Source organism: Clostridium thailandense (assembly GCF_019207025.1).
GTDB lineage: Bacteria > Bacillota > Clostridia > Clostridiales > Clostridiaceae > Clostridium_AM > Clostridium_AM thailandense.
This window is the reverse complement of the sequence record NZ_JAEEGC010000178.1, coordinates 13,407-32,613: the sequence shown is the minus strand read 5'-3', so window position 1 is coordinate 32,613 and position 19,207 is coordinate 13,407. Positions and strand designations below refer to the sequence as shown.

General features: G+C 27.6%; 23 protein-coding genes. 2 read left to right on the top strand and 21 right to left on the bottom strand.

The genetic code is table 11. From position 1 onward, the window contains the following. The 11 genes from I6U48_RS26635 to I6U48_RS26585 all read right to left on the bottom strand — a co-directional run bounded on the left by I6U48_RS26635 (window position 1) and on the right by I6U48_RS26585 (window position 9,616). Window positions 1-705 carry a TnsA endonuclease C-terminal domain-containing protein gene (locus I6U48_RS26635; protein ID WP_218323547.1) on the bottom strand — a complete coding sequence of 235 codons (705 nt, stop codon included), beginning with the start codon at window positions 703-705 and terminating at the stop codon, window positions 1-3. A gap of 112 nt (window positions 706-817) precedes the next feature. Next, the gene (locus tag I6U48_RS26630) at window positions 818-1,354 is read right to left on the bottom strand and encodes a DNA topology modulation protein (protein ID WP_218323546.1); all 537 of its coding nucleotides are present in this window, start codon (window positions 1,352-1,354) and stop codon (window positions 818-820) included. Window positions 1,355-1,366: 12 nt separating this feature from the next. Beyond that, window positions 1,367-1,936 carry a tyrosine-type recombinase/integrase gene (locus I6U48_RS26625; protein WP_218323545.1) on the bottom strand — a complete coding sequence of 190 codons (570 nt, stop codon included), beginning with the start codon at window positions 1,934-1,936 and terminating at the stop codon, window positions 1,367-1,369. A 358-nt stretch (window positions 1,937-2,294) separates the two neighbouring features. Continuing rightward, window positions 2,295-3,332 (bottom strand): hypothetical protein, encoded by a 1,038-nt coding sequence (locus tag I6U48_RS26620; protein WP_218323544.1) that lies wholly within the window; start codon window positions 3,330-3,332, stop codon window positions 2,295-2,297. Between the two features lie 402 nt (window positions 3,333-3,734). Beyond that, complete coding sequence (locus I6U48_RS26615; RefSeq protein WP_218323543.1) at window positions 3,735-4,142, bottom strand: hypothetical protein; 408 nt, start codon at window positions 4,140-4,142, stop codon at window positions 3,735-3,737. 2 nt (window positions 4,143-4,144) lie between these two features. Then, window positions 4,145-5,332 (bottom strand): hypothetical protein, encoded by a 1,188-nt coding sequence (locus I6U48_RS26610; protein WP_218323542.1) that lies wholly within the window; start codon window positions 5,330-5,332, stop codon window positions 4,145-4,147. A 21-nt stretch (window positions 5,333-5,353) separates the two neighbouring features. Beyond that, complete coding sequence (locus I6U48_RS26605) at window positions 5,354-6,169, bottom strand: serine/threonine-protein kinase (RefSeq protein ID WP_218323541.1); 816 nt, start codon at window positions 6,167-6,169, stop codon at window positions 5,354-5,356. Window positions 6,170-6,433: 264 nt separating this feature from the next. Then, complete coding sequence (locus tag I6U48_RS26600; protein ID WP_218323540.1) at window positions 6,434-6,730, bottom strand: hypothetical protein; 297 nt, start codon at window positions 6,728-6,730, stop codon at window positions 6,434-6,436. 228 nt (window positions 6,731-6,958) lie between these two features. Continuing rightward, window positions 6,959-7,102: a hypothetical protein gene (locus I6U48_RS26595; protein ID WP_218323539.1), complete on the bottom strand. Its 144-nt coding sequence runs from the start codon at window positions 7,100-7,102 to the stop codon at window positions 6,959-6,961. Between the two features lie 583 nt (window positions 7,103-7,685). Then, window positions 7,686-8,144: a hypothetical protein gene (locus I6U48_RS26590; protein WP_218323538.1), complete on the bottom strand. Its 459-nt coding sequence runs from the start codon at window positions 8,142-8,144 to the stop codon at window positions 7,686-7,688. Window positions 8,145-8,314: 170 nt separating this feature from the next. After that, window positions 8,315-9,616: a hypothetical protein gene (locus tag I6U48_RS26585; RefSeq protein ID WP_218323537.1), complete on the bottom strand. Its 1,302-nt coding sequence runs from the start codon at window positions 9,614-9,616 to the stop codon at window positions 8,315-8,317. Between the two features lie 1,231 nt (window positions 9,617-10,847). On the opposite strand from I6U48_RS26585, the gene I6U48_RS26580 reads away from it, so the two are divergent. Next, window positions 10,848-11,117, top strand: coding sequence for a hypothetical protein (locus tag I6U48_RS26580; RefSeq protein ID WP_218323536.1), 270 nt, complete (start codon window positions 10,848-10,850; stop codon window positions 11,115-11,117). A 310-nt stretch (window positions 11,118-11,427) separates the two neighbouring features. Here I6U48_RS26580 and I6U48_RS26575 read toward each other — a convergent pair whose 3' ends face one another. From I6U48_RS26575 to I6U48_RS26550, 6 genes are all read right to left on the bottom strand, one after another. Further along, the gene (locus tag I6U48_RS26575; protein WP_218323535.1) at window positions 11,428-12,903 is read right to left on the bottom strand and encodes a hypothetical protein; all 1,476 of its coding nucleotides are present in this window, start codon (window positions 12,901-12,903) and stop codon (window positions 11,428-11,430) included. 175 nt (window positions 12,904-13,078) lie between these two features. After that, complete coding sequence (locus I6U48_RS26570; protein WP_218323534.1) at window positions 13,079-13,219, bottom strand: hypothetical protein; 141 nt, start codon at window positions 13,217-13,219, stop codon at window positions 13,079-13,081. A gap of 30 nt (window positions 13,220-13,249) precedes the next feature. Further along, a complete protein-coding gene (locus tag I6U48_RS26565) occupies window positions 13,250-13,561 on the bottom strand; it encodes a hypothetical protein (protein ID WP_218323533.1) in 312 nt (103 codons plus the stop codon). A 47-nt stretch (window positions 13,562-13,608) separates the two neighbouring features. After that, the gene (locus I6U48_RS26560; protein ID WP_218323532.1) at window positions 13,609-14,001 is read right to left on the bottom strand and encodes a four helix bundle protein; all 393 of its coding nucleotides are present in this window, start codon (window positions 13,999-14,001) and stop codon (window positions 13,609-13,611) included. Window positions 14,002-14,486: 485 nt separating this feature from the next. Next, window positions 14,487-14,705, bottom strand: coding sequence for a hypothetical protein (locus tag I6U48_RS26555; protein WP_218323555.1), 219 nt, complete (start codon window positions 14,703-14,705; stop codon window positions 14,487-14,489). A 42-nt stretch (window positions 14,706-14,747) separates the two neighbouring features. Further along, the gene (locus tag I6U48_RS26550) at window positions 14,748-15,044 is read right to left on the bottom strand and encodes a hypothetical protein (protein ID WP_218323531.1); all 297 of its coding nucleotides are present in this window, start codon (window positions 15,042-15,044) and stop codon (window positions 14,748-14,750) included. Between the two features lie 282 nt (window positions 15,045-15,326). Between I6U48_RS26550 and I6U48_RS26545 the strand changes: the two genes are divergently transcribed. Then, window positions 15,327-15,626, top strand: coding sequence for a hypothetical protein (locus tag I6U48_RS26545; RefSeq protein ID WP_218323530.1), 300 nt, complete (start codon window positions 15,327-15,329; stop codon window positions 15,624-15,626). 221 nt (window positions 15,627-15,847) lie between these two features. Here the strand turns inward: I6U48_RS26545 and I6U48_RS26540 are convergent, their stop codons facing one another. From I6U48_RS26540 to I6U48_RS26525, 4 genes are all read right to left on the bottom strand, one after another. Beyond that, on the bottom strand, window positions 15,848-16,051 hold the full coding sequence (locus I6U48_RS26540; protein ID WP_218323529.1) for a hypothetical protein: 204 nt from the start codon (window positions 16,049-16,051) through the stop codon (window positions 15,848-15,850). A 339-nt stretch (window positions 16,052-16,390) separates the two neighbouring features. Further along, entirely contained in the window at window positions 16,391-16,882 is a 492-nt protein-coding gene (locus I6U48_RS26535; RefSeq protein WP_218323528.1) for a hypothetical protein, read from the bottom strand. Between the two features lie 279 nt (window positions 16,883-17,161). Further along, a complete protein-coding gene (locus tag I6U48_RS26530; protein ID WP_218323527.1) occupies window positions 17,162-18,442 on the bottom strand; it encodes an RNA-guided endonuclease InsQ/TnpB family protein in 1,281 nt (426 codons plus the stop codon). Window positions 18,443-18,836: 394 nt separating this feature from the next. Next, the gene (locus I6U48_RS26525) at window positions 18,837-19,196 is read right to left on the bottom strand and encodes a hypothetical protein (RefSeq protein ID WP_218323526.1); all 360 of its coding nucleotides are present in this window, start codon (window positions 19,194-19,196) and stop codon (window positions 18,837-18,839) included. Window positions 19,197-19,207: the final 11 nt, after the last annotated feature.

Genomic DNA, 19,207 nt, shown 5'->3' with positions numbered 1-19,207 from the left:
CTAAAACTTTATCAAAATTGAAATTGTTTCATTCAAATCAATACTTTTTTCCATATCTACTACAATTTCTTTTATTCCTATCAAATATCTAAAGATAAAAAGAGCTGTTCCTTTCTTAGCTCCAACATTATCATCAAATTTACCTAAAACATCACTTAATTTTTCCTGCTTGTTTTCTTGTAAAAAATAATATAAATGTTCTGCTAATTCTCTTTTATTTTCTACATTTTTATCTATCAACGTTTCTCTAACCCACTTGATGTTATCTACAAGTTGCTTATTTATTTCCTTTTCTGTTACAACATAAAATCGAATTCCTTTTGCCCTCCAAAAACGCCTCTCTATCTCAATCTTCTCAATAACAGTTCTTCTTTCAATTTCAGATAAACTTTTAACTGATATTGCAATTTGTTCCTCTACATTATCTCTTTCAGTAGTCACCAGAAAATTTGTATGTAGTTGATATAGCTGTCCTTCATTATCCGAAAATTTATCTAATCTTAAATCTTCTACATTATCAATTATTATCTCTAAATCTTTAATTTCTACATTTTCCTCAATATTTTTAACAATATCATTCCACTCTAATAAAAGGAAAACTCTTAATTGATTATCACTTTGCAAATGATGAATTCTTTTCGTCTTATATCCAAAAATTCTTGTAACTCTACCTTTACTACTGAATGTTGTTACTTTCAAACTCAATTTTTTCACTTCCTTTAACTTAAAATAATATTTCTTCATTTATATAAGAAACACACTAAAGTAAATATATAAAAAGACCATATACTTTAGGCAATGTTGCTAATTTTTTTTATCAGCAATTGCTTTTGTATATGGTCTTAATATTATTTATGTATCTATTGGATTCTCTTCTATTTTTAAATATTATTATCTGTTTGTTTCTATTTCCTTCAATCCTATCTTTATTTCTTTTACCTGATTTTTTAGGAAACTCCCAAATATATTTCATAAATTCAAAATCAAATTTTTCATTACATCCCTCTGTCATATCTGGTCTTACTCTATTGAAATTTGTAATTACTCGCTTAAAATAACTAAACAAACACACTAATCTACTTAATTCAAAGCAAATTACAGTCTCAGCTTTTTCAAGACGAATATCAATAGTTCCTCCATAATTGCCATCAATTATCCATTCATCACCTGCTATCAAACTTTTTTGTCTTTCTAACCATTGCTCTTTTGGAGTTTCAATCCATCCATTATTCCAAAACTCCTTATCAAGATGAATAAGCGGAATTCCCATTATTTCTGAAAGCTTTCTTGAAAATGTACTTTTACCACTACCTGGTGAACCTATAACCATTATTCTTTTTCCTATATTATTCATTTATATCACCTTTCATAGATTTAAATTAACGTATATATCATCCAGTTCTTCTTGCTCAACAGAAATGTAGTGCAACACTTCCTTTGGTGAAGAATGATTTAAAATTCTCATTAGGAATGTAATATCGGTGCCATTTTTCCAACAATGATATGCAAACGTCTTTCTCATGCCATGACTTCCGAAATTTATATGTGCTAACCCACACATATCTAAAGCTTCTGTAAGTATTTGAACAGCTCTTTGTCGTGTTATTGGCTTATTATCACCTTTTCTGCTTATAAAAACATATTCTTCTTTCTCTGGTTTATATGCTCTTATAAAGTCCTTAATAGCTTTTTGTAGATTCGGTGAAGTAGCGAATCTTTTCCTTTTCCCAGTTTTTTTCTCTTTAACATCAATATACTCTTTAGGTTTCTGACCATCGTAAATAGATGAAACCTTTAAGCTTAATATATCACTTATTCGTAATGCTGACGAAATCCCCACTATGAATAAAAGGTAATTTCGTATAGACTTACTCTTTAAATAGAGCTTGACTAAATCTATTTGCTTCTGTTCTTTTAGCGGATATGTCATATTCATTTATATAAACCTCCCTTCAAATGATAAAATGCTTAATTTTACATAACCCCATAAAAGAAAGTATTTTGTAAAATTCAATAGATACTTAAAAATTACATTTTTGAGAAGTAGCTTATTTGCTCATTTCTTACTTTCCTTTCCTCGCTTCTGTAAAATTGAAAAATCCTAATAAATAATGCAGATACTTATTAAAGTTATCTGCATATATTTCAGCTACATATTTAAATTATAACATTTTGAAATTATTATCTTCAATATAAAAGCATACATTTGTCATTGAAGATAGTCAACATAAGAACTCAAATAATAAACTGTATTTAATCCCCTATAATTTATTCACTAAAACCAATAATACTAACTAATCATACATATTTACATCATGGTCACAAACTGTAAAAACGTAACCCATTACGAAATAAAGCCTCTCTTTATTAAATATCCACCACCACCATGTAACTCTATCAGTGTGCAACCTATTAAAATTATTTGTTTTTATATGATATGGAATATTGCTCCCTGCTACTGAATAGTTATTCATCCATCCAACTATATCTTGACTTGTAATTTTTCTATAGTTAGAAATAAATTCAGGGTTCTTTTTAATCACTTCGTTAAAAGGCGATTTTAACAAATTAGCTTCTGTACCATAAACAAATGTATCTGCTAATATTATTATTTTCCCATGAATAGTAGTAACTTTCTGCAATAATTTAAGATGCTGACATAATAGAAAGTCTACTATATCTTTTATATTAAAATCAGATAAATTTCTCTCAAAAATTGCTGAATCTAACTTTATTAAGTTTAGTGAAACCTCACCGTAAAAATAATTTGTAAATAACTGCGTAACAATTAAATCTGATAAAACAACTGAAAATGGCATTCTTTTTTGAATTTCAATTGGCACATCTAAGTCTTGAATTTTTATTGTCAATTTGCTAATGTCCTTGATAACATCCTCTACGGTTTTGTATGTACCATTTTTAGCCTTTTCTAAACATAATTTTAACTCGCTATTAGTATATAATCCTGTTACATCCCATTCAACCAATATTACTTTATCTTTGAGATTATTGGGGATTTTTTTCAAAGCTTCATTAAGAGCTTTACTATCAATATCTACTAATACAATTTCTGAAAATTTATCACATATAAAGTCTATAGGCAAATCATCACAAGCTCCAGCTCCAAATATTATTATATTTTGTTTAGAAAAATTACTGCATTCATTTAATGTTTTTGCAACTAATTGCCATACACTTTGTCTTTGCCTGTCCCAATTTTCATATTTAGTACAATCTTTTATATCTTTTTTATTAAGCTTTAAACTTGGATATTTTTTTATACAACATTCATCAATTGCTAATCCACTTCCACAAATACATTTTTGGTTCATTTATACCATCCCCTTTTAATACATAATTCTATATTTTTCATTAAAATCCTTTTATTTTTAAAGTAATTATTTCAATAATATGTCATATTATTGAATAGTGTAATTCTGTTGCACCTATTTTTTAACATCTACTTTACATGTATTACACTCATATAATAATTTCATTGTAAACTTCCATTCTGGAAGAACATATTTCCATTTATACTTCATTGAACATAGACAACATTAAACCTATATTTATGTATAGAAAAAGCACCCTAAAGGTGCTTTTTTGATTATACTCTATATTAACTTACTTTCTTATATTCTCTACCATTCAACTAATTCATTGCATATACTATATATAGTTATTTCAAGTATAGTGAATATAGGACTACTACAAATAGATAAATAAAACACATACTAAGAGAATAACTCCAAAGCTTTTTCCGATAATGTATTATTAAATGGCTTCTTCTTCTTTGGCTTATAATAAAATTTTATAGTTTCATTATCTACTGCTCCTAATCCAATATTAAATTTTTTAAACATATCAATATTTTTTTTTGCAATATCTGCATATTCCATGTCCAATACAACATATGTTTCATATGAAAAACTTTGATACCTATATGCTTGTTTCATCGCCTGTTTCCAATTTTTAAGTTTATATTCTATTGAAACAACTTTACCATTAAATATAATAACATCAGGAATTCCAAATAAACCTTTCGGTTCTTGAATATAGTCCAGTTTATTATTTTCATTTCTAAACTCTTCTATGATTAATGGTAATGAAAATTTCACTAATTCTGCTTCTGAAACAAACACTATTATTCCCCTTTCAAATATTTATTATACTTATTAATGGCTGTAACCCATTTGTATAAATGTTCTCCATTACTGTTACCATCAAATAGCACTCCTTCATTTTCTATTAACTCATTCGATTTTATAGCTTCTTTTAAATTGTTCAATATAAAATTATACCTTTTTTCATAGTCAAATGGAAGTGCTTTGTATTGATTATACATCGACATCATATAATGCTTATATAATTCTGGATTCTTAAAATGCCAATTCTTTTCATTTGGAACATTAAAACTTACGTATTTGTTATTTTCAAATAATTCAGCAAATACATCCATCCCCTCTATCGCACCTATATAATCAAAATCAATCCATTGAAACAACTTATTACTATAAATTCTTCTATTAGGTCCATTAGGATGACTTCCATCCGTTTTCTCTTTAAAATCTTCCAAATTAAATTTTCTCATATTTTCAAATACGCCTATTGATACAGAATCTATATCTGATAATGAAAATATTATCCCCTCTATATCTATATATGCAAGATGAACATACATATCATTTTCTTTTAAATCCTTTATAAAGGTTAACAAATTAAATATATAATCCATATCTTTTATCCTCTTGCTTACACCTTTACTTGAAGGAACTAAATAAACTCCCTGTATTTCTTCATAGCCAGTTATTAAATTTAATAATTCATTCTTGAATTCTTCATTTGCCAGTTGAGTATCTTTTATAACAACAGATAACAATATCTTTTTCTCTTTTATATTTTGCTTTATGCACTCTTGTAAAAATGGCTCTATATATAAGCTTCTTAAAAGCTCAATATAGTCTTGAGGTGTTTCATCATAAACAATAGTTGGAATTACTATAAACTTATAATCCTGTGATACTTGAAATTCTACACATTTATTTGCTGATTCATAGCATAATTCTTCATAATTAATTGTGCTATATCCTCCTGTAATGACATTTGGAAAAAAATCAATCTTTGAAAACTTCTTAACTGTACTTCTTGGATAATAAAATTGGGGATCAAAAAATGATTTATTTTTTATATCAAGACTTAATTCCTCTATTTTGTCATACTTAGCCATTTTAGGAGCAAATATAAATCCATCGCCTATATTATCTTTATTAAATATATCAAAATTCCAGACATCATTATGACCACATTGATGATAAACTTCTATTTTATTCATATTATATCTCCTCTCTGTTACCTAAAATAAAATTTCATTTATTTTCTCTCTTAATTGCTTTACAGTTTTAACCCTTTGATAAGGTTCTTTTTGTAAAAGCTTGTCTATTAACCTCTTTGCCTTATCTGAAATAATAATATTTTCATATTTAAGTTTATACCTATTATTTAATAAATTTTCAAAGGTACTCATTCCTTGTCCAACAACTTTTGTGGAAAATGGGTGTTCCCCAAGTATCAATTCAGCTATAATTATTGCTAATGAATAAAAATCGCTTCTTATATCTATACTATTTTTTTTATTAGATATTTGCTCTGGGGAAGCATATACGGGCGTACAAGGTCCATTTTGCTGAATTGTTAATGTAAGTGATTTTTCTTCCAACATTCTTGCTATACCTAAATCTATAATTACTGGTCTGCCATCCGATAATATTAGTATGTTATCTGGTTTTAGATCTCTATGAACTATTCTTTTTTTCCAAATTATTTCCAAACCATTTATTATATTAATAAATAGATTAAATACCTTTTCTTCATCACCTTTAAATTTTTCCTTAAATTCTGATAAAGTCTTAGATTTTATATATTCCTCAAAAATTATAAATTCACCTGAACTAAAGTAATTAGCTTGATAGTTCTTAGGAAAATAAGCCGAATCTATTTCTCTTAATATACTTACTTCTCTTTTTATCCTTTCTAATGAAGTATTAGATAAACATTTTCCTTTTTTCATAATACATTCTCCGAACTCAGGATGTATTATTCTAAAAACTTGCCTTTGACCACTTTCTTTATATTTCTCAACAACAGGATAACTAACACAATTATTTTCCAAGTGCATCCCCCACCCTCTACATAAATAAATTTACATTCAAATTACTTTATATATTAGTCAATATTAATTACTATTTTATCACATTTTTGCATTAATTGTCATGTACGTAAAAAAGTAGAAGTCACTATCAACATTTATTATTTCAAATATATTATTATTTTTATAATTAAACAAATTAATTTTCTTGGTTATTTAATAAACATTAATTTCTTATTAAAATAAAAAATACTCTGGATTATTCCAGAGCATAACTCATTATTTATTTTAATCTATTTCAATACCTGATTTACCTTTACCTAACTTAAAATAACTTTCTATTGTCTCCAATTCATCGTTTTTTCTGCAAAGCTTCAAAATGTTATTTTGTATATCTACAGTCTCCTGCAAACATGCTCTGACTTCTGAAACTGATAATTCTGTAGCCCATGCTATATCAGCTATACTAAGCTTATTTGCTAAACTCTTTACCACATCATCAATCCTCTGTTTAACTATTTTCTTTACTCTTCTATCTACCTCTTGATTAATCAATTCTGAAATCTGTTTTGTGAATTCATCCATTAACTCCATCTCTCTCAAATTAATTTTAAGTGATATAGGCTTACTATCTAATTATTCTCTAAAAACCTAACACCATAAATCATATAATTATTTAGATCCTTCAATTTTTCTTGCCCAATATTCTAAGTCTTTAGCTGTTTTAGACTTTAGCTCTATATTTAATGACTTTTTTAGAGGCTTTATTTATTTTTATTTTTTTATAGTAGCCATCCCAATACTTCCCTTTACCTAATAATATATCTGGTAATATCCTCTCATAAACTTCAAAACAAACTCAGTGTTTTTTTCAGCTTCAGATTTCAGAAGCCCTTTGGAGCATGTAGTTTTCTTTCTTGTTCCAGTTGTTCTTACCTTATTCCTAATTTTAGCCACAATTATCATCTCCTTTTTTATACTAAACTTAATTCTTTCAAACTAATGTCGACAACTCACTTGCTATAAAATTTATATCTATTATCACCGCTATTCCTTCTTCTATCTTTTGTTTATTTCGTAGATATAAACTTCATAAGGCTTATGCCTATATTTATCCTTTGCTATCCTAACCAAATTTCTGTTATACCCCTTAAAATATCACTAATCTTAATATGATATTTATGTATAATGTTTACTTGCAAACATCAATAAAAAAGACTGTACTGTAGCTTTTATCTTAGCTAACAATACAGCTCTCATTTATATCTATATTTAATTTATTAAATCCAAGATATACAGTTTCTCCAACATTAAACAATCTATCTCACACCTTTTTATTCCTTTTTAGTCATTTTACCATAGTAAAACTACAAAGTAAATCCATGAACTTTTTTACTCTTTAAATTAAAAGCTTTACTCTAAACATATCGTCCCATTTAGCCCTTAATCGCACCATGCAAGTCTCCTCTGGTGCTACTTAATAATAAAAATTCGCACATAATTTTTATTATATTTAAAAGCTTAGAAATACCACAATTTCTTATAAATCCTTTTCTATATCTCCCGCTATTCTTTCACCTTTATCATCAATATAAAATACAACTTTAAACCCATGTTTTTTATAAAAGTGTTCAAGTCTATCAAAATGGTCTTTATCTATCTCAGACATAGTTCCTATAACTTTTTTAATATTCTCATTTTTATTTGCATATTGAAATAAATATTTCATTAATATAGAGCCATTTCCTATGTTTTTCTCTGCAACTATAATATCGGCTATTTTCAAAATCATTTTATTTTTATCATTGCTGTCATATTCTGTAGAGATATTTAAATACGATTTGTGCTGTATTCTATCAATACTTTTTAAAATTATCATTTTATAATAATCCTTTTCTTTTATAGCACAAACATAAAATTCTTCTCCCTTTTTATTTTTCTCTTTTCCAAGTATAGTATAATAACGCTTTAATTCATTTAAATAATCTAAATGACTCATAATATTGTTTATACTCCTTACTTAAATTATTTTGTTCTTAACACTTTTTAATTATCCACAATAGACTTTATTATTAAGTATTTTATTTATTACAATAATTTATTCTATGCTTAAAAACATATTGTGGATTTGCAAAATTGGATTAGAATAAAAAAACAATAACCTCTCTTTTAAAATGGTATTTCAGTCTCTTCACAATATGTACCATTTGCCTTAGCTACTTTCTTTTCTTCAATAGTTTTAGCTCTCTTAGTTTTTCCATAAAGAATTTTATCCTTCCCTTGCTCTTCTAATTGGATGTTTAGTGCATTAATTCCGTTTTCTTTTTCTATCCTATTATATACATGTGCATATGCCTTATCAGCTATTTTCTTTCCAAGGATTTTATTAATAGTTTCATAATCAATTTCTCCTATCTTAAATCCGCCTTTAACAAGCTTTTTAGCTATCTTCTCAGCCTTATTTAAGGATACGCTATTGTATTGTGGAATACTATAGTAAACACTCTCTACATGTAATTTATCTTGCACAGGAGCAGATATTAAAAGTGACTGTGGCACATTTTTTATTTCTACCATTTCGATTAATCCAAGGACTCTGTAAAGCTGAAATAACCTGCCAATAGTTGAAGTAGATAATGTTTCAATCTTTTCTTTACCTTCTGTTAACTGATTACCTAATTCAGCCATTTCATCTTTAAAGTCTCTTACAGGTGCGAAGAATACTGTTTCTCCTTTGTAGCTTTTCTCTACAGTTAGAGAGTGCATTAAAGATTTTAAATTTAATTCTTTTAGCACAATCAAGTTTTTACCCACTAATTCGCTTAGGCTTGAGTATTTATTTATATTAGCTAATTCTATCATATTATCTGCGAATTTTTCTTTTTGGGCTTGTCTGAATTTTAATTCACCCTTTACTTCTATCTTGAATATCTTGCACAATTCCTCCATTGTTTCGTAATATTTAGTCTTGAATAACATCTTGTACAGATCAATTATATCAAAGCTTAATTCAAACCCCTCAATTTCACCGTCTTCAGTATAGCTTGCTTCTTTTCTTTTTAGGAATACTCTATATCCATTTTTAGTATAGTTAACATAGAGTTCTTTCCAATTCTTTTCCCTATGAGTTAAGAACAAGTCTATAGTAAATACTTCTTTTAACTCAGTCTTTACTCCAAGAACAGCTCTTAAATCTACTTCTTTTAATAATTCTTCAGCTTCTTTAAAGGAGTTAACCTTAGTTTTTATGCTATGCTTTTTAGCAATTTTCTCAATAGCTTCTATTATATAATTAAATGTTTCCCCATTTCTATTCATATCTTGTTCGATCAACGCAAAATGATTTATTTTATCTCTTTGTAGTAACTTCTTAAAAATAGCCTGTGTTCTTCCTTCACTACTTAGGGCATATTCAGTCACTTTAGCAATAAAGTCACTATGCGTCATTTGTCGTCCTTCATATTCTCTCATTCTATTGAATCTCCATCATTTGTTAAAAATTAATTTTACTTGTGTGTAATATATCTCTTTTAATCCCAAATTTTTACAGTTATCATTAACTATATAGAATGGCATACATTAAAATTGCCAATAGTCAATGCTTTACACATATTATAATAACATATTTAAATATGTACGAGAATACTAATACTGCTTAACCTTGTCTTAGTAAAATTCGCTCAAATTTTATAGTATTTCCAGAGAATAAAAAGCCAACAAATCAAGTAATTTCAATGTATAACTAACTTATATAAATGGTGCATACTTAACTTTGTATTTAGAACAACTTACTTAGTTAAATTAGCTATACTTAATTGATTAAGTTAGTTGTTCAATTATTTCTTAATTATTAATACCCTTAGTACAGCTTAATCTATTAACAGTACGCCTTAAAGGCGTATAGAAGTAATAGAACATCTTTTTCTATTAAAAATAGATTAACTATCCTCATTTTTCTTTATATCTAATGAATGAGTAATAACATTTCTGAAAACATCTAACAGCTTTATTTATGAACTATACGCCTTAGAGGCGTACATCAGTAATTGAACCGCTTAGTCTGTTAAACTTAGATAAACGATATAAATTTAATCAATAAAAAAGAAGGCACTTTGAGACCATTGGTTGACTGTTTCTTACCACAAATGCCTTGGAGACATACAGCAACAATAGACCATATCCTTAATTTGATTATATCAAAATAAAGGGAGGTGTATAAATAACATCAGGAGTGTCTTAAACACTCCGTTTACTTCATATTGAATATATACAACAAGAATATACTCATTTTCACTATGGTGTTCGTGATACATTACAGGAAGTTTGGTATAATAAATATATCAACCAACTCCTTTTTAAATAAACAAAAAGTGAGACCCATAAGGTCCCCCTATGTGCGTGTTAATATGTAATTACAATATGTTTTTTAGAAACCGCCATTTCTAAAACATAAAAACTATGTTGATTATAATTGTTATAGCAAATAATACTCTTTTCTGTGGATTTATTTAGTCAAAAATGTTGCGAAGAAGGCAGTCGGTCAAAAAGCTGTCTTTTCCGATTTGATGATTGAAAAATAGATTGTTTTTACAGAAGATTATATTTATTAGATTTCATTTTTAGTCTCTTTAGAGTGAGCTTAGAAAGAAATTTGCGTGGTATAATATTGCACTATAGTTGCTGTAGGAAGGAAATGTGGATTATGAAGGTATGGGCTATAAAAGATTATGAAATTTATGAAGTAGAAGACGCATCGAAAAGTAAACTTTTTTATAAAACAGAAGAAGAAGCTATTAAAGTAGCTTTAGAAATGCTAAATGAGAGAATTTCAGAAAATGTAACATACTTAGAAATATTACAACAGATGTTTGCAGGACAAGAAGAACTGATAAAAGATTATACCATTAAGCGTAATAACTTATTAAAAAAAGCCAAAGAAGATGGTATTACTATAAATTATACCATCTTATAGCATTATACATACAAACTAAAATAGAGGCATAAGAATGCCTCTTCTATACTTTATGAGCTTATCTATATCATAACGGTATCCAACCTTCTTTAGTTCCTTTTCTATAGGCTCTCCATGCTGACGCATTATTCCTTAATCTAAATCTAAATACATCGAATAGGAAGATATCTATGAAATCTTACTTGAATTTTTTCCTTTGTTTTGTTCTGTCATTTCCATATGCCCTAATATGTTTTTGATTATTATATATAGTTTTAGCTAAAAAAGAGGATAGTCAACTGATTATCCCCGTAAATTATATTTGACAGCATTAGCATAATGTATTTAATACACCAACTGCCATTTGTTTTATATTACTTTTTTTATTGGAGGCGGTGTAAGTTTGTATTGTATTGTCTGGAAGTGTTACAACTAATGTTCTATGTGCTGTTCCTTTTGGAGCTACAACCTTTAGAATATGTCTTATGTCTTTAATGTGTACATAAAGATCATATATCATGTCCCCGTCTTCATTCTTGCTATCAAATATCATTCTTAAAACCTTTAATTGCCCCTTGCCACTTGCTACGAAATCGAATATTGTATCATAATACTGTTCCTCGCAGATAGTATAATAAGAATTGTAGTAAGAATTATTTATATCATCTTCTATTTTCTTTATTCTCAATAAGTTCCGTTCAATAAGCTCCTCTGACCATCCACGACTTCTCATTTTTGCTATATTTGCCTCTTTTCCACTCTCGTATATCTCGAAAGGTTTAGTTTTTTCAATCTTTATTTTAGATGTTGTTTCTTCTTTAGCTGAAATAGTATTACCTTTTTCCATTTTCTCTTTAAGAAACGTATATTGGTTATATAAATCATTAAACCAATCTTCTTTACTTTTTTTAACATCTTCATGCTCCTTGATTAAATTTTCTCTATTATATTCATAGAATGGGTCATTTAGTGCCTCTTCTGACACACCATCTAATGGAAAGAAGGCAAACCATTCTTCTTCAAGCAATCCTTCTGCTTTTGCACATTTAGTAGGCTCAATCTTTGGAGACATTTCTTTATAAATTTTATCAAATAACTCAAAGTTTTCCACCGTTATTTTCATTCTTCCTTCTTTAAGTTTCTTGAATCCTTCCCTCATAATTTCCAATGGTTCAAAAGGAATATCATTTATATGTATATCTGTATATTCTCTTTCAAATCTTCCTGCAATATCCCACAATTCAACTCTTTCCAAAGTACAAAATAAAGTCATTCCTACAACTATAAAAGAACTTTCTTCCTCGATTTTTATTATAATTTCTTTGTATTTGTTTATAAAAGCACAAAGTTTCTTAAATGTATCGAATGTCTTAATATGTGTAAAACCCAAAAGACTTCCAATTTCAGAGTATGTTAATCTTGCTAATGCAGGTTCAGCCACACCTATAAGGCCAATAGCATTAACTCCATATTTAGGACTTATATATCCATCAATAATATTCTTTTGCAAGTTTTCATAGCCTTGTAACTTAGTTATAGCAGTCTTTAATTCACTTAATAATGTATATATACGTTCTCCTGTAAATACAACCTGATCTTCAATAGTCTTTCTATTAAGATTTTTAATATTTAAGGCTTTCATTACTATCTTTTCATCGTATTCAAGAATACCCAACTCTTTTATTATTTGTAATTTGATAGTTTGAATTTCAGTATTTTTATTATCTATAAAGACCTTTAATTTTTTTGTAAAAACTTGCCTTCTACTTTTTATATTCATATTTTCCACAAATTTATTTATATCCATCTCAGTTTTATCTCCTCAATTTTATCATCAGTAAATAATTATATTTTCTTCTGTGATTATAGTGTACACTCCTCTTCTATATAATCTATTTTCGAGTACATCTGACTAAGTAGTATATTATACTTCATTTTACCGTAGAATTTCAGCATAAAAAAATAGAGCTACAGTAATTGAGCTATTTATTCTTATAAATTTGTTTTTCCACCCCAAGTTCATCAATCATTATTACCTTAATTATATAATCTTTATAGTATTGTGCTACTATCTGTGCAAAAAGTTCAGCAATTGCAGAGCAATCATATAGTTCTCCTAACACACAAGTTCCGTCCCAATTACTTGCAGTTAGCTAAATATGTCTTTTTAAATATTGCTTTATTTTATCTATAAATTCAATTTCAGGAAATTCATCATTAATATCTATCTCTATCGTCTTTTCATTTATATAATCAATTCCTAACTCATTTTGTAAATAATGCTGTAACTTTTTTCTATCCTTTAAAGGAGATGTACTTGTCAATTTTTTTAATAGCTTCTCATCTCTAAAATCAATTACCTTTTTTACACACTTATGTATTTTAATAATTTCCATGATCTTGCTATGGTCTATGTTATCTGTAATAGTATATATTTTTACAACTCCTTTTAACTTCGGTCTCATTATCATTCCTTCTGAAAAATAGTGAGTTAGTTTTCAAGTCTCACTCACTATTTAGTTGACAACTTATTTAAGTACGATATAAGTAATTTTTTAATTTCTATCGTTCTACTTTTTAAATCTATGTATTGTTGCTCACTTATGTATTTCCTTCTCCAACAAACCTCCAACCAACACTCAATTTCGCCACAACTTCCCAGGGAATTATTGTAAAACGAAAACTCTTTTTTTGTATATAACTGGGATTTTCCCTCCGCCAGATTTCCAATAACACTGGTACTTGCTCTTCTAAGCTGACTTCCCAATTCATATGTCTCAAACTTTGGAAAGTTTGAAGTTATATCATATATCATATCCACCAATTCTAAGCCCTTTTGATAGGCTATAAGTGTATTAAAAGCTTTTACATGTATTTTTTCTTTATTTAATATTTCCTCACTCACTTTATGTTCTCCTTCGTTTTATATCTTAATCATTTGTTTATTTTATTATATATCAAGATTTGACCTATTACTATGTTAAAAACGTTCTACAAGGTTGAACAAAATGGCTATCAAAAATACTCTTGTAAAAGTTGATGCAGAGATTAAAAAAGTGGTGTTAAATACAACCGTCATATATATTTCGTACTGCTATGCTATAAATAGTCCTATCTATTGTAAATTGATTATGTATTTTATTATGCTTCTACCAACTTTCATTAGTAATTCGTATTTTATCGTCACACACTGTAACTTTATATTCATTTTTTCTTTAGCAGGAGTAGAATTTTAATACTTACACTAACAGTAGTTATTTCATAAAAAAACAGCTACATATCCTATACTTATTATGCTATTACTATTTGTAAAGCACTAAAATATTAAGATACATAGCCTCAACTTGCAAATTAAATTATTAAAATACATTGATACTTATTTATCTACCTTTATATTTTTCCACTAAGATATTTGATATTTTCTAAACTTAGCCCTGTAGTCTCTGCTATAACTTCATCACTTAGTAATCCAATTAAATTTGTAGCAATTGCTATCTGCTGGCTTATTTTCCCAAATATTTCTGCGTCTTGCAATTTAGACTGTAGCTGTCCATAACTACCATAACTATTTGTTTCTCTGTCTCTCATATCGTATACTAATTCTTCCACTTATATCATCCCCTATCTTTTTATTATTAAATCCTATTTCCCTTAATCTCTGCACACTTTCTTACATTCACTTAACAACCTGAACTCATTAACCGTCACCCCCGTCTCTTTTTCAATATCTTTAAACAATTCTACAAATTTTATTCCAATATCTATAAGTGATTTTTCCTTGCCAGATTCAAAACCTCTAAGATATGCTTCAACGGCAAAAACATCTGTTGTAAACTTTTTACTTTCTTCATTAAATACTTCATTAATTTTAAGTAAGTCCATATTGATATTCTTTCTTATCTTTTCTCTAATTACAGCTAATTTTTTATTCTCAATATTATCACCCATATTACATCCTCCATTTTAAATTTAAGGAGAATAAGGTATAAGAATATATATTGTTATATAAAATCACCCCTAAATTCCCTATATTATTTCGATTTTTTAATATTATTCTATTAGTTTTTTCAATTAATTTCTACAAAATTGCCTATCTTAAATAAATTCTTAGATTGTTGCATATAGTCAAATACCTAAAGCATACTAAGACGCTCTAAACCTTTTAACTTTCTCTAAATCTTAATATAATTGAATTAAATTAATAAAAAATGAACAGGAGTTACTATAACAATGTTACAAGAATTATTACACACTCTACAATATACCCTAATGCAAAAACTTTTAAATAATAGTGTAGAAAAATTTGATTATATTCAATGTCAGGAATTATTTTCACAAATTTTAAACTCAACTTCTTATTTACTTCCAAACTTTTATTTAACTATTGACGAAGTTACTTACAAACCTGAAGATAATTATATTTTGATAAAATTTAACAGTTCAACTCCCCTATTAAATGAGCAGTTATTAATTCTGCTTAGCATAAATAACTTTATTATTACTGGCCTTGAAGTTTCAATAATATACTAAATAAATTAGTAATGTGAAATATTAAATTGAAGGGCTATAAAAGCCCTTCTCCTGCAAGTAACTTATTCATTATAACCTCCTTAACCCATATTTTTTATATCTTAATTCTACTAAAGCCATAATAAACAATATCATCGGTTGCAATTCTACTTTTTCATTTCTACGCCATTATATATACCTACCTTATCTTTATTAATATGTCTGTGCCTTTACAACTTCCTTTATTTTAAAAATTTTTTCTCTACCAAATCAAGATAAATGAATATAAAAATATTCACCAAAAACATAGAAGCAACAAATATTATAAGTTGAAAATCTTTTTCTTTAACACTAACAAATATTAAATAACAACATAGTACTATAGAAGCATGTAAAAGATATTTAACTAATTTTACAACACCCATTAAAAGCTTTCTTATATACATATCAACTTTCCTTATTCCTAATCTCTTTTATTTTCGGCATATATTTTATACAGCGAAATAATTGTTACAGCTACCAATCCCACAATACATACAATATTTTCCTCCATTTTTTCACCTCCTTACCCATAATGTTTACTTTTCAACTTCAATAAAATTGCATAAGAAATGCCCTGTCATTTGACAGGGCATTTTATTAAAAAATATTAATTTTTTTACATACTCATTATTATAATTTTTCATCATTATCACCAAAATATTATATTTTAAATATACAATACTATTTTTTTATTATAAAAGCAAGTAAATTTATCAATGGATTTATATTTCTAATTATTTTCACTATCTTATAACATCACATCCTTGTCTCACAGTAGCTAAAGAAACATCATTCATATCTACTGACCAGTTTTTAAAGTTAGGACTACCATATACTAAACCATAGGCTTGAATATAGCCAGGGTCTACATTTGCATTTTCATACATCTGTCCATTATTTCTGGTGTTAGAATAATCATGATTTGCAGGTTGAGGTATTACTGAATATACAATAAAATCCTTATATGCTGATAAAAACACCTGATTTGACCTTCCACCAACTCCATCATACCAATATACATGTTGAGGAGCGTTCCAGTTAAAAGAAGCCCTGGTTACTTTTCCTTCTGGTGAAACAGCCTGAGCGGTTAGTTTATCCCCTGCGTCATTATTTTGGTTTGGTAACCCCTGTATAGCATTAACTTTAACAGAAGTTAGTGTTAATGCTACTAAAGTCAAGGAGGCAAGTGCTAAAGCTTTTCCAAACAAAGACTTCTTATTTTTATTTTTTATCATTAGTTTCCCTCCCAATAATTAGGATTGTATTAGGGTCAAGGATATTAATTAGGGTTAAGGTTTGTGTCTTGTAACTAACTTCCTTATTCCTACCTATTACCTTTTTAATATTTTATTATATTGATTTATAAGTTATAATCAACGTCTAAACCCTTTTAGAATATTTAATAACGTTCTTAGACAATGTGAACTCTCTAAATATTTGTATATATTAGAGCTTCTGTAAAGTATAGTATTTAAGTTTCCACATAATTAGGTTAATAATTTAATTAATACTAACTACGCCACCCTTAACTTTACTGGACTATTCACGTAGCCCTTATCCTTTGCTGTTTGTATCAGTTTAGGAATACATTCATCGCTTTGCGTTATTGCTATCGAACTATCTTTATTGTAAAGCCTTAATATATTGAGGCTTCCATTTACATCAGCATTTATCTTAATTCCTGCATTAGTTTTAAATAAGCCCCTATATATACGTCTATTCTTATTATAATAAGTTTTGTTAATAGGCTCTAAGTCTAAAGCACTACAACCAGAGCTATAAGCTTCCTTTTGCATTATAACCTTAATACCTACAAGTTTAGCCTTATATTCAATAAGCTCCTTGAACCTAAGTATTGGTACTTGTACAAAAGCTTTGGCATAATTCAAGTTTTGTTTTATGCCTTCAATATCACCAATAATAATGGTACTACACTTATGCTTTAATGCTAAGTCAATAACTTGTCTACTTGCTTTATGTAGGTAATTATTAATATAATCAGCCCTATATTTTCTTAGCCCTATAATTTGCTTAGTATCTTTAAAATTATCATTTCCAAACATGTACATAGCAATACTTTGAAGGTGTGCTATTTTCTTATTAACAAAGCCATTTATCGCTTTAAGAGGTTTACCATTAATAATATAACTTTCTTCATCATTAATGAAAGTCATAGTAGCTAAGTTAGAAAGTCCTAAGTCAATTGCCATAATATTATTGAAGTCCTCTGGAAGTTGCACTTCTTCTTTAATATGAATAAGAATTAAATACCATTCCTTGGTACTATTATCCCACTTAATTTTTACTTGTTGTAAGCTATTCCAGTTAAATAGGCTTTGAAGTTTTTCAGAAACTTCAAAATTAAGACTTTTTACACCATACTCAACTTGTACAGTTTTAGATAGAGATAACATTAGTGTATTATTCTTAAATCTAATTCCTCTTGAAGTAAAAATAATCTCATTTTTCTTATCATTATGGTTTTTATATTTAGGCTGTCTTGGAACACCTAAATATTTTGAGGGATTTTTCTTATAATCAGCAATCGCTTTAAAATAAGATTTCCAATTTTGTTCAAGGACTCTTAAACAATGCTGATAGCTATGGCTATGAAGATAGTCCCTATGCCAATTAGCATTATAAATTGTGTTCATTTCATAATAAGACTTAAAACCATTTTTTAAATTATCATGGTTAGCAATATTATAAAGCTTAGTTGTATGATAACTAAGTTCTTCAATAATTTTATGTTGTAAATCATTAAGCTTAGGTTTGAATTTAAATACTAACTTCACCCTATTAAACTCCTCCTTCGTTATGGTTTATATATCATAAGCATTTAAGCTCTTAACTATAACGAAAGTAAGGATTTATAAAGTTTTAAAGTAATGAGTAAGAGTTAATAATATTAGAACGAGTTAGAGTTAAGGGATTAGAATTAAGGGTTCTGCCACCTTATTCCTAATATCTAATTCTTAATAATTTCACTTCATTTTAAAGAAGGATGATATAAGTTTAGATGTTCTATGCGGTTCGAGCAGAACCAAGATTAAGGGTGATAGTTTCAAGGAATAAAGTTATCAGATAAACATTAATGATATAAAGTTATAAAGTAAATAAGAATATATTTAAGATAAAGAAAAAGCCCAAGTAATATGGTTTTAAACCCTCTTTACTTGAACTTATCATTTAACTACAATATTCTTTAATTAATTGTCTTATCTCTCCTGCGTCAACATTTGTTATATCAGCTTTTTCATAAACTGTTAGTAAATATATTTCGGAATTATTCTTCACAACATAGTAGATAATTCTGAACCCGTTACTTTTACCTACCTTTGTAGTATTATTTGCCATTCTTACCTTATAGGAAGACTCTTCTTCTGGTAACTTTAAGTCTGGAATTTCATCACCAATAAGATTTCCTTTTTCCAACTCTTCTGCCAAGTTGTCCATATCATCTTTTAATTTATAATAATTCTTTTTTCGTACATAATATTTCATGTCTTTTAAGAATTTTTTCGTAGGTATAACATTGTATTGAGACATTAACAAAACCC

Bases quoted from the DNA above. Each gene is read 5' to 3' on its own strand.
- I6U48_RS26630 (WP_218323546.1), bottom strand. From the start codon at position 1,354: ATGAATAATATAGGAAAAAGAATAATGGTTATAGGTTCACCAGGTAGT.
- I6U48_RS26625 (WP_218323545.1), bottom strand. From the start codon at position 1,936: ATGAATATGACATATCCGCTAAAAGAACAGAAGCAAATAGATTTAGTC.
- I6U48_RS26620 (WP_218323544.1), bottom strand. From the start codon at position 3,332: ATGAACCAAAAATGTATTTGTGGAAGTGGATTAGCAATTGATGAATGT.
- I6U48_RS26610 (WP_218323542.1), bottom strand. From the start codon at position 5,332: ATGAATAAAATAGAAGTTTATCATCAATGTGGTCATAATGATGTCTGG.
- I6U48_RS26600 (WP_218323540.1), bottom strand. From the start codon at position 6,730: ATGGATGAATTCACAAAACAGATTTCAGAATTGATTAATCAAGAGGTA.
- I6U48_RS26590 (WP_218323538.1), bottom strand. From the start codon at position 8,144: ATGAGTCATTTAGATTATTTAAATGAATTAAAGCGTTATTATACTATA.
- I6U48_RS26585 (WP_218323537.1), bottom strand. From the start codon at position 9,616: ATGAGAGAATATGAAGGACGACAAATGACGCATAGTGACTTTATTGCT.
- I6U48_RS26580 (WP_218323536.1), top strand. From the start codon at position 10,848: ATGAAGGTATGGGCTATAAAAGATTATGAAATTTATGAAGTAGAAGAC.
- I6U48_RS26575 (WP_218323535.1), bottom strand. From the start codon at position 12,903: ATGGATATAAATAAATTTGTGGAAAATATGAATATAAAAAGTAGAAGG.
- I6U48_RS26565 (WP_218323533.1), bottom strand. From the start codon at position 13,561: ATGAGACCGAAGTTAAAAGGAGTTGTAAAAATATATACTATTACAGAT.
- I6U48_RS26550 (WP_218323531.1), bottom strand. From the start codon at position 15,044: ATGGGTGATAATATTGAGAATAAAAAATTAGCTGTAATTAGAGAAAAG.
- I6U48_RS26545 (WP_218323530.1), top strand. From the start codon at position 15,327: ATGTTACAAGAATTATTACACACTCTACAATATACCCTAATGCAAAAA.
- I6U48_RS26540 (WP_218323529.1), bottom strand. From the start codon at position 16,051: ATGTATATAAGAAAGCTTTTAATGGGTGTTGTAAAATTAGTTAAATAT.
- I6U48_RS26535 (WP_218323528.1), bottom strand. From the start codon at position 16,882: ATGATAAAAAATAAAAATAAGAAGTCTTTGTTTGGAAAAGCTTTAGCA.
- I6U48_RS26525 (WP_218323526.1), bottom strand. From the start codon at position 19,196: ATGTCTCAATACAATGTTATACCTACGAAAAAATTCTTAAAAGACATG.